Below are 14,418 nucleotides of genomic sequence, written 5' to 3' on the forward strand. Positions count from 1 at the left end.
TCCTATCCATTGCGGCAATCATCTGACTCACAGCGCTGCCGGCCGGTGAGCACCTGTGCAAGGCGGTGGCGGTGGCGGGCAAACAGCCGATAGAGGTGGGGACTCAGCCGACGCACGCCCGGCCAGCGCAACCAGCGCACCCAGTGCCCCTTTCCCACACGCTCCCAGGCCTCCACCGTCACCTCAAAACCGGTAATCATGCGCCCGTCGGGCATCTCGCCGTGCAGGGTTTCCATGGCCTCAGCGGGATCCAGCTGGGGGAATTCCCGACGGCAGGTCTCACTGTGGATATCGATAAAACGCACGCGGCCGGCTGTATTCCAGCGGCGCAGGTGGGCAATTTCCTTCATGCAAAGGGGGCAACGACCATCGTAGAACATTGTGAACATCGATTGACTACAGCCCCCGCTTCCATCATTTGATCAGTGCGCTATACGGATTGTAGTGCGGAACGGTTCAGGTCAGGCCGGAGACGCTCAGCCCGGCAGCGGATAGGGCAGGAGCAACATGTGCATACCATTGACGCCCCCGTGCGCAAGCACGCAGGCCCAGAAGTTGCGGGTGCGCAGCCATAGCAGTGCATAGGCGAAGCCTGCCAGCGCGACGATCGCCAGTGCTTGTGCAGAGGCAGCCCAGCCGGTGTGCAGAAAAGTAAAAAGCGCAGTCACCAGCACCGCAACCAGCCATCGCACGGCAGGCAACAGCATCTCGCCACCGCGCTGAACGATCAGGCGAAAAAAAGCCTCCTCGCTGATCGCGATTACCAGGAAATTGATCGCCAGTGCGGCCATGATCGTGCCGGCAAATTTTGGCGAAGCACCGAACACAATGAGCCCGCACAACGATGGCACCGCGATGGCGAGCAGCAGCAGAGGGATTTCCGTCGCTCGCCGCCAGTTGCCACGACGCAACATAAAGGCGAGGACACCTGTGGCGATCGCGGCTTTACCGGGGTTTACCCCCGACGCGATAAAGTTGCCACTGGCATCGGTGTAGGGCGTCAACAGTGCAATGCGCTCGCTGCCGGGCAGTAGCCCGAGCGCAGCAGTGAGCATAACAGCCGCTGCCGCAATAAATGCCAGCGCCCTGCGCCAGCCGCTGGTGATTTCAATGGCGTGCAGCGTGAGCCAGACCAGTGGTGCCGCAAGGCCAGTCCAGCCGAAGGGGAAGGCGCACAGCGACAGCAGCAGAACGGTAGTAAATATCCGGCGTCTATCGAGATGTTTCCGGGCGGATTGCTCCGGGCCCTGGTAGACCCCTTCCATCGACGGGCTATTCCTGTCCCATCGCCAGCCTCTCCGCCTCGACCCCGATCAACTCCTGAAGGCGTGGCAGGTTATCCTGAATGCGCAACTGCACAAGCTGTAACAGCTGGCCGGTGAGATCGGGGGTGACCGCGAGCAATTTCTTGCCCGTGGGCGAATTATAGAATGTGGTCAATGTGCGCATCTCCTCGACAGAGTAATAGTCGAGATACAGCTCGGCGATTTCCGCACGGAGAGAATCGTGGCCGACCACCTCCTCCAGGAACTCGGTATAGACGCGGCGATAGGGTATCAGTGCCGGATTCCGCTGCAGCTGGGTCTCGACCATGGTCTCGGTCATCTTCTCCGATAAGCCCTCTCCATCCGCAGCCGCCACCAGTGCGTAAGCAGCTGCATAGCGCTCCTCGTCCGAATACTCTGCCGAAACTGCACCAGTAGCGAGGGCACTAGTCAGTAAACCAGTACAGGCAAGCATCATTAACTGCTTTTTCATGGGTGCTCGCGGGCAGGGTTCAGCCGTTAAAGGTTGCGCGCAATGAGCGATAGGTCAGCTTCATTTTTGCCGGATCCAGTGGCGCGCGGAAAAATGCGTGGTAGTGACCGCGGGGATTGATCAACACCACCTGGGAACCGTGATCTACGGTGTAATTACCGTCTTCCAGCGGCACCTTGTTGAACGGCACATTGAGCTGATTGGCGAAGCGCTTGAGGGTCATGAACTCACCGGTGATCCCGGTAAAGTCGGAGTTGAAGTAACGCACATAATCGTAGAGTTTTTCCGGGGTATCCCGCTTGGGATCAACGGAAACCAGTACGATGTCCGTGTCCGCCCGGGTCTCCTCATCCAGAGTCTGGTAGAAACTGTTGAGTGTTGACATTGTCGTGGGGCAAATGTCCGGACAGTGGGTAAAACCAAAAAATACCAGTGTCCATCGACCGGCAAAATCCGCGGTGCGGAAAGCCTCGCCGCTGTCTGCCAACAGGCTGAAGTCATCGAGGATGCGCGGGCGCTCGAGCTTGATGGCGCCGTTGGCACGCATCTCCGAGTCGGTAATAATTCGCGGCTGGCCCATCTTGTTCAGAAAGCCTGCCAGTACGGCCACCATGAAAAGCACCGCCACCACGACGGTAATCAGAATGCCGCGCTGTTGTTCCGGTGATTTTTTTTGATTATCCGATACAGTCTGGTTCATGAATTACACCGCTATCAGGTAATGGTCCAGCAACATGATACAGAAGAGTGCCATCAGGTAGATGATGGAATAGCGAAAGGTCTCCATGCCTGCTTGCGGGTTGCGATCCCGCAGCATCTCCACCGCCCAGTAAATAAATCCGAGTCCCAGAACCACCGCGCCCAGCAGATAGAGCCACCCCAGCATCGCGGTAGCGAAAGGCAGCAGGGTGACCGCGAACAGAATGAAGGTATAAAGCAATATATGCAGCTTGGTGTATGCCACACCGTGGGTGACTGGCAACATGGGAATGTCCGCCTTGGCATAATCATCACGGCGGTGCACGGCAAGCGCCCAGAAGTGTGGTGGCGTCCATGCGAAGATGATCAGCACCAGCAGTAAGCCGTGACCACTGATTTCTCCGGTCACCGCCGTCCAGCCCAACAGTGGCGGCGCGGCACCGGCAATACCGCCGATCACGATATTCTGTGGTGTGGCCCGCTTGAGGAACATGGTGTAAATCACCGCATAACCCAGCAGGGAAAACAGCGTTAGCCAGGCGGTCAGTGCATTGACGAAAACCAGCAGCGTGGCCATACCGGCACACCCGAGCAACAAGGCAAACAGGACCGCTTTCTGCGGCTCCACCCGCCCCCGGGCCACGGGCCGATTGCTGGTACGGGCCATCTTGATATCGATATGACGGTCCACCAGGTGATTGACCGCTGCGGCACTGCCGGCGCACAGGGCAATGCCCAGGTTTCCGAACAGCAGAATATCCAGCGGCACCATCCCCGGCACTGCCAGAAGCATACCGATCACCGAAGTGAGAATCATCAGCATCACAACCCGGGGCTTGGTCAGCTCGTAATAGTCGCGCCAGCTGGGCCGGGTCAGGACTGCAGTTTGTGCGCTCATGGTCTCACCTCTTTATTGTTATTGATGATCTTGCGCCGCTCTCTCCCTAGGATTGTCGGGCGGACGGCTGCACGGTCTGAATTCGATAGCAGAAGGTCAGTAATCCCAGCAGCAGCAGAGCGGCGCCGGCATTATGGGCAACGGCTACCGGTAGCGGCAGGAAGAACACGATATTGGCGATCCCCAGACTCACCTGGAGGACCAGGGCACCGGCAAGGCCGATTGCCCAGCGTCGCGACCCGGCCCGCCAGGCCAGCCATGCCAGAGCCAGCACCACAAGGCTCACCACCAGGGCGCCGATCCGGTGGGTAACGTGGATCGCCGTGCGGGCGTCACTTTCCAGCGCGCCACCCAGATAGTTGGGACCGATATGCTGAGCGATATTGAAACCCTGCTGGAAATCCGACTGCGGCCACCACTCGCCGTGGCAGGTGGGGAAGTCAGCACAGGCAAGGGCCGCATAATTCGAACTGGTCCAGCCGCCCAACGCGATCTGCAGCACCACCACCGCCACGGCAACAATTGCCAGCGGCCGAATCTTCTGTAGTGCACGGTATTCGTGCACCGGAATGGTCCGCCCCCGGTTGCGCAGACGCTCGACGATCAGCCAGAGCATGGCGAGGGTGGCCATGCCGCCGAGCAGGTGGGCGGTGACCACCTGCGGCCACAGCTTGAGCGTTACGGTCCACATGCCAAACGCCGCCTGAAGGATGATCAGCGCCAGCAGAAAATGGGTTTGTTTGAAGGCGCGCTGGCCGCGACGACGCCAGGCCAGCACGGTAAGCCCGCCGACCAGCAACAGCAATGCTCCGGCAAAATAGCGGTGCACCATCTCGGGCCAGGTTTTGTCGGTCTCTACCGGTGCGTGGGGGAAGGCCTGATTGGCTTTGAGGATTTCATGCTCCTCATCGGGCCATGTGAGATGACCATAGCAGCCTGGCCAGTCCGGGCAGCCCAGCCCCGCATCAACCAGGCGAGTAAACGCCCCGAGGACCACAACCACCACCGCAAGCAGAGTGCCCGCGAGGGCAAGGCGGAGGCGCCAGTCTGTGTGTGCAGCACTCTCTTGCGCCGCCATTGGATGTCTTCCCATCACTCTCCCCTTACCTCTGTTACTGCTCGTAGGAGTACTTCAGCAGACGCTTGATGTCTTTGAGTAGCTCATTGCCGGTGTTTTCATTGTCATAGCGCATCATGGCGAAGCCTTCCTGGTCCACGAGCAACAGCCGCGGGCCCTCTCCGGCGCGCGCCCCGCTGTCGGTGCGCAGGGCCTCATATGCCCCGGACTCTACGCTGACGAAACGCAGCCGCGGATGTTCGGCAGCCAGGGCGGCCTGTTGTTCCGCAGGCAGGGGGACCACCGAGGCAAACAAGCGCTCGACCCGCTCCGCTTTTTCCGAAAGGCGGATATGCACCTGGCGGCTGGTGTAGAGCAGCGATTCACAGGCACCTTCACAGGGACCATCGGGCAAAATCAGGTAACGCCATTTTGCCGGGGCCGTGCCGAGGGACAGGGGCTGAGGGGCCGGGCGATCAGTGTATTCCTGCAGGGTCAGCCCTTTGACATCCACCGGTGGCTCGACCAATTGGCCCTGATTGACGGTCCCGTCCGGCATACCGAGACCCGTGTAGTAAACGACGTAGGCGGCAACGATGGGCAGGGCGACGGCGGCGATCAGGGCGAGGCCCTGCAGCCGACCGACAGAGGCGCCACGCTCACGGTCGCCATCGCCAGCACTGGTGCCAGCCTGTGATAGTTGGCTCACGATCCGTTTCCTCTTTTGTAATTATTGTTTTTTATCATCGCGGGAATATTGGTGGCCGCGCTTAACCACAGAATACACAGCGCAGCGGCCATCGCAAACCACTGCACGGCGTAACCTGTGTGCTTCGCCGGGGAATTGTTGACGAACTCCCACCCGGTATTCAGTGCAGTGTCGGAGTCCGCACTCAACCGGATAGTCCAGGCCGGCTGGTCCAGCTCGAGCGACCCGAGCAGATCCTGGCCCACTGCCTGAATCCGCTGCAGTCGTTCCGGTTCAACGCCCGGACCGGAATCAAATTCCATTGCCATGGGTGAAGACGTTCCATCATTATCGGCAGGGTAGAGAAATCCGGTAATCCATTTCGCTGCCAGCGGCCAGGACACCACCGGCAACGTCTGGCGCCCCGGTTCTGCGGCCACCCAACCCCGGTTTACCAGCCAGCGCTCACCACCCGTGACGAATACCTGCAGGACTTCGTAGCCGACCTTGCCGTCACGAGTACGATTGTCCAGATAGAAGAGCTCACCAGTGAAGAAACCCATCAGCCTGACCGGCGTATAGGCCCTGAGTTCATCCAGAGTTGCAGGGCTCCTGGGCTGTGCACCCAACCGGCCATCGATGGTCGCCAGAATACGTGCTTTCTCCTCGGCTCTGTCTAACTGCCAGAAGCCCAGCGCGAGCAGGAGGGGCAGGAGGCCGGCACTCAGGAAGGTGACCGGCCAGTTGCGGATCAATGCTACACTGGCAGTCTGCGAGTGCGCCGGGGTGTGGTTTACTGTCATGCCGATTAGCCTTTACTTCAGGCCCCTACATCAAATGGCGAATAAATATGTGGCTGAAAGTTTTAATTGTTCTGTTGTTTCTCGCGGTGCTGGTCAGCCTGTCCAGCGCTCTCTTCTTTTTGTTGCGGGATATGGGTGCGCCTGAATCCAAACGCACCCTCTATGCCCTTGGGATCCGTATCTCCCTGGCTGCGCTGTTGCTGATCGCCATCTGGTATGGCTTCGACAGCGGCATCCTATCCAACACGGCACCCTGGGCCAATAAATACTAGAGCAGAATGATTAATCGCAGCGGGCCGCAGCCCGCTGCTCTTCTCTCCCGCTAGCCGCCCAACACGTAGACGAAGATAAACAGGGCCACCCACACTACATCTACAAAGTGCCAGTACCAGCTGGCCGCCTCAAATCCGAAGTGATCGTCCGGCTTGAAATGCTGGGCGATGACCGATCGCAACAGCATGATCAACAACATGATGGTACCGAGCGTGACGTGCGCCCCGTGGAAACCGGTCAGCATAAAGAAGGTGGTGCCGTAAATTCCGGATTCCAGGGTCAGGCCCAGGTGCACGTATGCCTCGTAGTATTCCACTGCCTGAAAGTAGAGGAACGTGAAGCCCAATGCTACGGTGGCGGTCAGCCAGATATTGAAAGCTTTACGCTTGTTTTTCTTCAGGTAAACATGGGCCACATGCACGGTAAAGCTGGAAGCGAGCAGGATAATTGTGTTCAGCAGCGGCAGGTGCCAGGGGTCGATGATGTCCTTGGGGCCGACTATTTTGGCCGCATCGCCATGCGCAGCAGCGTCCGGAGTCACCATCAACGGCCAGTTGTTCTCAAAACCCTCCCACAGCATGTTCGAGGTCCCGCGATCACCCTCACCGCCTAGCCAGGGCAGTGCGAACGTGCGAATGTAATACAGCGCCCCGAAGAACGCGGCAAAGAACATCACCTCAGAAAAAATAAACCAGCCCATTCCCCAGACATAGGATCGTTTTAGCTGGTCGCTGTTCAGGCCGGCCATGTTCTCGCGGATGACCGCCGAGAACCAGAACCAGAGCACTGCCGCCATCGCCAGCGATCCGGCAAAAAATATGTAGGCACTGCCGCCGTTGATCCAGTTTGCGGCGCCGAACGCAATCATGAACAGGCCGATGGTGGCAAAGATGGGCAGCCGCGACTGCTCGGGTACGTAATAGCTGCTTTCAGTGGCCATAGTTTTTTATCCCTCTCGCTCGGAGCCGGTATTGTTGTTATCGAACTCGCGATTGACTGAAACTCTTTCCGTGACATCAAACAGCGTATAGGAAAGGGTAATGGTATTGACGCTTGCTGGCAGATCCGGGTCGATGATAAATCGCAGGGGTAGCTCGGCGCTCTCCCCTGCAGCCAGGGTCTGCTGGTTAAAGCAGAAACATTCCGTCTTGTGGAAATACTGTGCCGCCTTGAAAGGCACCACACTCGGAATGGCCTGACCCACCATCAGTTTTCCGGTTGGGTTATCCGCGAGGAAGACCGTGTCCATGGCCTCCCCCGGATGCACCTTCACGGAAACCACACTGGGGCGAAATGCCCAGGGCATGTTCTCGTTATTACTGGCGACAAATTGCACTGTCACCAGCCTTTCCCGATCCACAGCGGCGGGCACCGCCTCGTACTTGGTACCGGTCTTGCCATTCAGACCGGTGATCTCGCAGAAGGCATCGTAAAGCGGTGGCATCACAAAAATTGCAAAGACCAGCATGCTGACGGCGAGCGTCAGCAGCTTTGCAGTGACCTTTGCATTTTCACTCCAGGTCATCACCACCTACTCCTCAGCGCACAGCAGGCGGCGTGCTGAAGGTGTGGTATGGCGCCGGAGAGGCGACGGTCCACTCCAGTCCTTCCGGATTTTCCCATACTTCATCAGTCGCCTTTTTACCGCCCTGGATGGTGCGGATGACATTGAACAGGAAAACCAGCTGTGAGGCGCCAAACAGGAAAGCGCCGACACTCGCGATCTGGTTGAAATCCGCAAACTGCAGGGCATAGTCGGGAATACGGCGTGGCATTCCCGCGAGCCCTACAAAATGCATGGGGAAGAAAGTGACGTTGAGGCCGATGAAGGAAAGCCAGAAATGCACCTTACCCATGGTTTCGTTGTACATGTTGCCGGTCCATTTCGGCAGCCAGTAATAGACCGCGGCCGTAATGGAGAAGATCGCGCCCGGCACCAGTACATAGTGGAAATGTGCAACCACGAAGTAGGTGTCGTGATACTGGAAATCCGCCGGTGCGATGGAAAGCATCAGCCCGGAGAAACCGCCGATGGTGAACAGGATGACGAATGCCACTGCGAACAGCATCGGGGTTTCGAAGGTCATCGAGCCGCGGAACATGGTAGTCACCCAGTTAAACACCTTCACCCCGGTGGGTACGGCGATCAACATGGTGGCGTACATGAAGAACAGTTCCCCAGCGATAGGCATACCCACTGTGAACATGTGGTGTGCCCAGACGATAAAACTGAGGAAGGCGATAGAAGCCGTCGCATATACCATCGAGCTGTAACCGAACAGCGGCTTGCGCGCGAAGGTTGGGATGATCGCCGACACAATACCGAAGGCCGGCAGAATCATGATGTACACCTCGGGGTGCCCAAAGAACCAGAACACATGCTGGAACAGAACCGGATCACCACCACCAGCGGCACTGAAGAAGCTGGTGCCGAAGTGGATGTCCATCAGCATCATGGTGACCACACCCGCAAGCACCGGCATTACCGCAATCAACAGGTAAGCGGTAATCAGCCAGGTCCACACAAACAGCGGCATCTTCATCAGGGTCATGCCCGGTGCGCGCATGTTCAGAATGGTGGCAATGATGTTGATCGCCCCCATGATCGACGAAGCACCCATGATATGAATGGCGAAGATAAAGAAGGTAACACTGGGCGGCGCATACTCGGTGGACAGCGGCGCGTAGAAAGTCCAGCCGAAGTTCGGGGCACCACCATCCATGAACAGGGTTGATACCAGCATCGCGAAAGCGAAGGGCAGAATCCAGAAACTCCAGTTGTTCATGCGTGGCAGGGCCATATCCGGAGCCCCGATCATCATCGGGATCATCCAGTTGGCCAGCCCGACGAAGGCCGGCATCACGGCTCCGAAGACCATGATCAGCCCGTGCATGGTGGTCATCTGGTTGAAGAATTCCGGTTGCACTATCTGCAGGCCGGGCTCAAACAATTCTGCGCGAATCACCAGCGCCATGCAGCCGCCAAGCAGGAACATGGCGAAGCTGAACCACAGGTACATGGTGCCGATATCTTTATGGTTGGTGGTATAGAGCCACCGGGATAATCCGGGTTGGGGACCGTGTGCCATAACTCTTTTCCTCTCGGCTCCTACTGCTGGTTATTCTTGAAATTGAGGATGTCGATGGGCTGCACGGTATCGCCCATATCATTGCCAAAGGCATTGCGCTGATAGGTGATGACCGCCGCAATATCCGCTTCCGACAGCTGGGGACCGAAGGCCTGCATGGCAGGATTCTTCTCTGAACCATCCACCACGATACTCAGATGTTCTGCCAGCGGACCGGTGGCAATGGCTGAACCGGCAATGGCCGGGAAGGTGGGCGGTACGCCCTGGCCATTCGCCTGGTGACAGGCAACACAGTTGCGGTCGTACACTTCCTTACCACGGGCAATCAGCTCGTCGAAGGTAAATGTCTTCTCGGTCAGCTCACGCATTTTTGCCGCTTCCGCCGCGCGCTGCTCCAGCCACTGGTCGTACTCGGCCTGGGGCACGGCCTTGACCACAATCGGCATAAAACCATGGTCCTTGCCACAGAGTTCCGCACACTGACCACGATAGATGCCGGGCTCGTCGATGCGCGTCCAGGCCTCATTGATAAAGCCCGGGATAGCGTCCTTCTTCACTGCCAGATCCGGGACCCACCACGCGTGAATGACGTCATTGGCGGTAATCAGGAAGCGAACCTTCTTGCCCACTGGCAGCACCACCGGCTCATCCACTTCGAGCAGGTAACTCTCACCCTTGGGCAACTGGTTATCGATCTGGGCGCGGGGTGTGGAGAGATTGGAAAAGAAGGAGACATCGGCACCCAGGTAGTCGTATTTCCACTTCCACTGGTAGCCGGTGATCATGATGTCGAGCTCGGCTTCCTCGGTGTCGTAAATATCGTAGAGGGTCTTGGTGGCGGGAATCGCCATCAGGATCAGAATGACCGTTGGAATGATGGTCCAGACCAGCTCCACCGCGGTGCTTTCATGGAACTGGGCCGCTTTATAGCCCTTGCTCTTGCGGTGACGCCACATGCTGTAGAACATCACCGAGAACACCAGCACGCCGATGGCGACACAGATCCAGAAGATCAGCATGTGCAGGTCGTAGGTGGTCTGGGCGACCTCCGTGACCCCCCGGGGCATGTTGACCCCCCAGCGCTCTGGTGCCTTCTCCTCCGCCACAATACTGCCGGCGGGCAGCGCCGTGGCCACCAAGGCGAACAGCCGATTGAAGCCTCTCAACATCGCCTACAGATCTCCGTGTATAGCGATCCTCCAGCCGGAGATCGACCGTAACCGGCACTGTTCCTAGATGAAAACGCACCTAGATGAGAAGCACCGCTGCGGCCCGCACCCCCTGATGGAGAGTCGTGATTATTATCTTCAGCCGTTGGCTACGCACGGATAACTGGAGTCGCCGCGACCGAACACACCGATCCACGGGCTAATCCACACATTCTTTGTGGACATGCTGTAGTAACACAAGACTACATACACTGGGCGGGAAGGGGGTCCCGCGATACTGCCGTCAGTGCAACTTGTTATTCTTTGTAAAAGATTTTACTTCAGATGTCGTCGTCCGGAAGGTACAACCAACAACCTGTTTTTGTTGCATCTACTTGCACCATCAACAGGAACACATCGCCAGCAAAAAGTCAATTAATCCGCCAACTTAAGTCTCTTCCGGATGCCGCAGTCACAAAATACCGTCAGCTACCATCGCCGGGTCTGGAACCTCGCCTGGCCCATGATCCTGAGCAATGTTTCCGTACCCCTCCTGGGTGTGGTGGATACGGCGATCCTTGGCCACCTGCCTTCGCCCGAATACCTGTCCGGGGTCGCCATCGGCGCGGCAGTGGTCAGCATGCTGCTGTGGGCGTTCGGGTTCCTTCGCATGGGAACCACCGGCCTCGTGGCCCGCAGTGCCGACGGGGGTGAATCCTGGCTGGTTCGGGCCCTCGCCCTCGCCGTCTGCCTCGGTGCTCTGCTCGTTCCCATGGCCTGGCCGCTGATGGGCAGTGCTGTGCAGTGGATGAACGCCAGTGCCGAGGCCGCACCGCACGCCGAAACCTACCTGAAAATCCGCCTGCTCAGCGCCCCGCTGGCCCTGGCCAACTTTGCCCTGCTGGGATTTTTCATCGGCCGGCAGGACAGTCGCGCCCCTCTCTACATGTTGCTTGCCGCCAACCTGTTGAATATTGCACTCGACGTGCTGTTTATTATTGGCTTGGGCATGGGCGCTAGCGGCGCGGCCCTTGCAACGGTATGCGCGGACATTTTTGCATTCGCCCTCGGGCTGTCGTTGTTGCGTCGCGTCGATCGGAACATATTTTCATCCATCAGGCGGATTCTGGACCGAAGTGATTTTTGGCCATGGCGCGCTGGGGGGCCCTGGAAGGAACTGGTGCGCATCAATACAGACCTGTTCTTTCGCACCTTGCTGTTGCTGTTTACTTTCGCATTCTTCACCGCCCAGGGAGCCAAGCAGGGGGATACGGTACTGGCTGCGAACGCCATCCTGATCCAGTTGCTGATGATGACCTCTTACGCACTGGATGGCTTCGCCCACGCTACCGAAGCGCTGGTGGGCGATGCCATTTCCCGGCAGTCGCAGCGACAATTCCGGGCGACTATTCGCGCTGCGGGTCACTGGGCACTGGCCACGGCACTGGTGATCACGCTGGTTTTTATTGCGGGAGAGCCCCTGATTCTTCCATTGTTCACGAATCTCGCCCCAGTCCTGACAGAAGCACGCAATGTTTATGGCTGGCTGTGCGCCCTGCCACTGATCGCTGTCTGGAGCTATCAACTCGATGGAGTCTTTATCGGCGCGGGAAAAAGTCGACAGATGCGGGACACCATGTTTGTGGCCACAGCCCTGGTTTTTTTGCCTTTCTGGTGGCTCACCCAGTCCTGGAACAACCATGGCGTTTGGTTCAGCCTTTTTTTGTGGTTTACCGCACGGTCCATCGGTCTGCTCATCTATTTTTACTACTACACTTGGAAAAAAATCTGGATCTAAAAGGGCGATACCGGTTTCTTCTGCCAGCGATAGCAAGCTACTCCGACTGCAAGGATGCAATCCGCATCTCGCTCAAAGCAGTATCGAGGTAACGAAAGCGGCCTGAGGGTTCCGGCGTTGACAGTACCGGTATATGGCGCAAAACGAATACCAGACCATCAAAGATGTCATCCAGCGCACTGTGGCAGCCGAACAGCGCAATGGATCCCTCCCCGGCAGCCTGCGCGAAAACCTGCACGCACTACACCATACGGTCCACCTGCCACCGGGCGACGGAATGTTGATACTTTCGACCTTTGCCGTCCGTTACCTGGAGGCGCTGCCGAGCTGGCTCGAGCAGATGGTCAACTTATGCCATGCTGCCGGGATTTCCACGCGGACGATGCGGCGCCTTGCCCGCCGCACTTTTGCCAGGGCAGAGCGCACAGCCAGCTCGATGGGACAGCCACTCTCTCTGCAAGAGCTGCTGCCATACGGTTACCTCTGCCACCGCCTTCTCGAGGAGGCCAATGACCGATTGCAATTCGCCTTTGGCATACCATTACTGCCAATGGACCCCATGGTGGCGAACCTGGTAACCCGGGAATTGATTGGTGAGGACAGGGCGGCTGCATTGGACCGCATCTGCCTGAGGGCAGCACGGGACTTCGATGACGTACAGTTGGCGAGCGAGCGCGTTGTGGCACTGATTGTCGGGCGTCAGTGTCACTCCGCCACGCCGGGCTGCTGGCCAGACTTCGCACAAGAAATGCAAATCCGCCTACTGGCTCCTGAAATGGAGCCAGCAATGGAGGTTCTTCACTGACAGCCTGTACGTAAACGCTAACCAGCGTCCGGGCTCAATCATTTCCTGGCACCAGAGTGTGCGCAAGCCGATCACAATAAGAGTACGCAGGATGGAGAGCTTGGGCGGATCCGTTTCGCAGTCTGATCCGCTGGTTCTTTTTGTGCGACTTCTATCAAGACCATCCAGCAAAAGCATTCAACAGAACGATCGTAAAAAAGGCGCTTTGTGAATCAGCGTCAGTCCCGGTGCCCGTTTGATTTTTTCAAACACCCTGACTGGTACTCAGTGGCCGCTGCTGGTGACGAACCACCTGTTTCCAGTTAGCAAGAAATTTTCCATGCCCCTGCAACAGGGCCCGATAGAGACTGTCGACGCGGCGGCGGAGTCCGGCGTTGTGAAAATACAGGGCACCACTGCGAATCGAATAGCCATCGGGATTATCGGCCAGTAATTGTATCAATTTTTCCCTGCGGGAGAGGTAATGCTCGATACTATCGCGGGAGAAATTACCCGGCTGATAGTAGTCCAACACCTCGCGTTGTATTTCCATTTCCACGAGCTGCCGCGTCTTGCTGTCCAGCGCACTGGCTGCAAGCTTTGCGGAAAGATCTACCCTGAGATCCTCCAGATAGCGATCGGCAGCCTGTGCGGAAACCCGGAGCCGGCGAATCTTCCGTTGCTGACGCTTGCTGGCCTTGCGCTCAGTCAGGCTTGCCGGGTCCAGCACGCCATCCTGGGCCAGATCACCAAGGGGACCATAAATCGTGCCGTGTTGGCGAATACTGTTTTCCGTCATGGAGGCACAAAGCTGTTCTGCTTCGACGGCCCGACGCCCGGGCTCGGTGTCGAGAATTTTTTCTGGCAACTCAGCCACCGCTACCTGCAGGGAGATCTCCTCCTGGCGATGAAAGTCCGGCTTGGTCCCCCAGTCGTTACGCTGCAGCCTGAACAGGGATAGCAACCCCTGATTGACACAACTGGAGAGAAGGTGCGCGGCCTGTTGGCGATCCATCTGTTGCCGGCGCTGCCACTCTCCCCAGACCAGCGAAGCGCAGATGAGCAATCCGCCAAGTACTGCGAACAGCGGGATTGTTTTTTTCACAGAGCAGAAACCCCGCTTTAGTGACGGTTTTTATTGTCTTTTTTATTCTGCTTCCCCGAGGAGGGATCGAGAATTTTTACCGGAGCCTCTATTTCCTCCTGACGACGCCGTTCATTGACGCGCGTCGGTATCTCTGCAGGACTCGACTGCAGGCGAATTTCATCCTTGAATCCACAGGAGACACATTCGCGGTAGTTTTTTTCCCCGATACGGTAATTGACGATGGTATCCATTTCACTACAACGGGGGCAGACCGCCCCCGCGATAAAGCGCTTCTTCACTGCTTTCTTTTCTTCATCCCGCATAGCGTACCTCTTT

The 14,418-nt window shown here is 57.7% G+C and carries 17 protein-coding genes; 3 read left to right on the forward strand and 14 right to left on the reverse strand.

From position 1 onward, the window contains the following. Positions 1-2: 2 nt before the first annotated feature. The 8 genes from AWR36_RS10970 to AWR36_RS11005 all read right to left on the reverse strand — a co-directional run bounded on the left by AWR36_RS10970 (position 3) and on the right by AWR36_RS11005 (position 5,903). A complete protein-coding gene (locus AWR36_RS10970; RefSeq protein WP_067104650.1) occupies positions 3-389 on the reverse strand; it encodes a thiol-disulfide oxidoreductase DCC family protein in 387 nt (128 codons plus the stop codon). An 87-nt stretch (positions 390-476) separates the two neighbouring features. After that, positions 477-1,265 carry a CPBP family intramembrane glutamic endopeptidase gene (locus AWR36_RS10975; protein ID WP_067084729.1) on the reverse strand — a complete coding sequence of 263 codons (789 nt, stop codon included), beginning with the start codon at positions 1,263-1,265 and terminating at the stop codon, positions 477-479. Between the two features lie 7 nt (positions 1,266-1,272). Then, positions 1,273-1,758, reverse strand: coding sequence for a DUF2059 domain-containing protein (locus AWR36_RS10980; RefSeq protein WP_082679552.1), 486 nt, complete (start codon positions 1,756-1,758; stop codon positions 1,273-1,275). Positions 1,759-1,777: 19 nt separating this feature from the next. Then, positions 1,778-2,458 carry an SCO family protein gene (locus tag AWR36_RS10985; RefSeq protein WP_067084733.1) on the reverse strand — a complete coding sequence of 227 codons (681 nt, stop codon included), beginning with the start codon at positions 2,456-2,458 and terminating at the stop codon, positions 1,778-1,780. Positions 2,459-2,461: 3 nt separating this feature from the next. Further along, positions 2,462-3,355: a heme o synthase gene (gene cyoE / locus AWR36_RS10990; RefSeq protein WP_067084736.1), complete on the reverse strand. Its 894-nt coding sequence runs from the start codon at positions 3,353-3,355 to the stop codon at positions 2,462-2,464. Between the two features lie 46 nt (positions 3,356-3,401). Continuing rightward, positions 3,402-4,448, reverse strand: a complete 1,047-nt coding sequence (locus AWR36_RS10995) for a COX15/CtaA family protein (RefSeq protein WP_231745305.1) — start codon at positions 4,446-4,448, stop codon at positions 3,402-3,404. Positions 4,449-4,467: 19 nt separating this feature from the next. Further along, the gene (locus AWR36_RS11000) at positions 4,468-5,121 is read right to left on the reverse strand and encodes a hypothetical protein (RefSeq protein ID WP_067084740.1); all 654 of its coding nucleotides are present in this window, start codon (positions 5,119-5,121) and stop codon (positions 4,468-4,470) included. After that, on the reverse strand, positions 5,118-5,903 hold the full coding sequence (locus AWR36_RS11005) for an SURF1 family protein (protein ID WP_067084742.1): 786 nt from the start codon (positions 5,901-5,903) through the stop codon (positions 5,118-5,120). Before AWR36_RS11005 ends, AWR36_RS11000 begins: the two co-directional genes overlap by 4 nt. Before the next feature lie 47 nt (positions 5,904-5,950). Here AWR36_RS11005 and AWR36_RS11010 point away from each other — a divergent pair, with 47 nt between their 5' ends. Continuing rightward, on the forward strand, positions 5,951-6,175 hold the full coding sequence (locus AWR36_RS11010) for a DUF2909 domain-containing protein (protein WP_067084745.1): 225 nt from the start codon (positions 5,951-5,953) through the stop codon (positions 6,173-6,175). A 50-nt stretch (positions 6,176-6,225) separates the two neighbouring features. Here the strand turns inward: AWR36_RS11010 and AWR36_RS11015 are convergent, their stop codons facing one another. Genes AWR36_RS11015 through coxB form a run of 4 tightly spaced genes read right to left on the reverse strand, consistent with a single transcriptional unit; the run spans position 6,226 to position 10,434 of the window. Next, positions 6,226-7,116 carry a cytochrome c oxidase subunit 3 gene (locus AWR36_RS11015; RefSeq protein ID WP_067084747.1) on the reverse strand — a complete coding sequence of 297 codons (891 nt, stop codon included), beginning with the start codon at positions 7,114-7,116 and terminating at the stop codon, positions 6,226-6,228. Between the two features lie 6 nt (positions 7,117-7,122). Then, positions 7,123-7,701 (reverse strand): cytochrome c oxidase assembly protein, encoded by a 579-nt coding sequence (locus AWR36_RS11020; protein ID WP_067084749.1) that lies wholly within the window; start codon positions 7,699-7,701, stop codon positions 7,123-7,125. 13 nt (positions 7,702-7,714) lie between these two features. Further along, entirely contained in the window at positions 7,715-9,265 is a 1,551-nt protein-coding gene (ctaD, locus tag AWR36_RS11025; protein WP_067084751.1) for a cytochrome c oxidase subunit I, read from the reverse strand. Between the two features lie 20 nt (positions 9,266-9,285). Beyond that, a complete protein-coding gene (gene coxB, locus AWR36_RS11030) occupies positions 9,286-10,434 on the reverse strand; it encodes a cytochrome c oxidase subunit II (RefSeq protein WP_082679553.1) in 1,149 nt (382 codons plus the stop codon). A 442-nt stretch (positions 10,435-10,876) separates the two neighbouring features. Here coxB and AWR36_RS11035 point away from each other — a divergent pair, with 442 nt between their 5' ends. Together AWR36_RS11035 and AWR36_RS11040 are read left to right on the forward strand one after the other, a co-directional pair. Continuing rightward, on the forward strand, positions 10,877-12,211 hold the full coding sequence (locus AWR36_RS11035) for an MATE family efflux transporter (RefSeq protein ID WP_231745306.1): 1,335 nt from the start codon (positions 10,877-10,879) through the stop codon (positions 12,209-12,211). A gap of 133 nt (positions 12,212-12,344) precedes the next feature. Continuing rightward, positions 12,345-13,016 (forward strand): hypothetical protein, encoded by a 672-nt coding sequence (locus AWR36_RS11040; RefSeq protein WP_067084753.1) that lies wholly within the window; start codon positions 12,345-12,347, stop codon positions 13,014-13,016. A gap of 244 nt (positions 13,017-13,260) precedes the next feature. On the opposite strand, the gene AWR36_RS11045 is transcribed toward AWR36_RS11040, so the two are convergent. Beyond that, on the reverse strand, positions 13,261-14,100 hold the full coding sequence (locus tag AWR36_RS11045; protein WP_067084756.1) for a hypothetical protein: 840 nt from the start codon (positions 14,098-14,100) through the stop codon (positions 13,261-13,263). A gap of 17 nt (positions 14,101-14,117) precedes the next feature. Continuing rightward, entirely contained in the window at positions 14,118-14,405 is a 288-nt protein-coding gene (locus AWR36_RS11050) for a YheV family putative zinc ribbon protein (protein WP_067104652.1), read from the reverse strand. Between the last annotated feature and the right edge of the window lie 13 nt (positions 14,406-14,418).

Origin of the sequence: Microbulbifer flavimaris (genome assembly GCF_001641755.2) — a bacterium.
GTDB lineage: Bacteria > Pseudomonadota > Gammaproteobacteria > Pseudomonadales > Cellvibrionaceae > Microbulbifer > Microbulbifer flavimaris.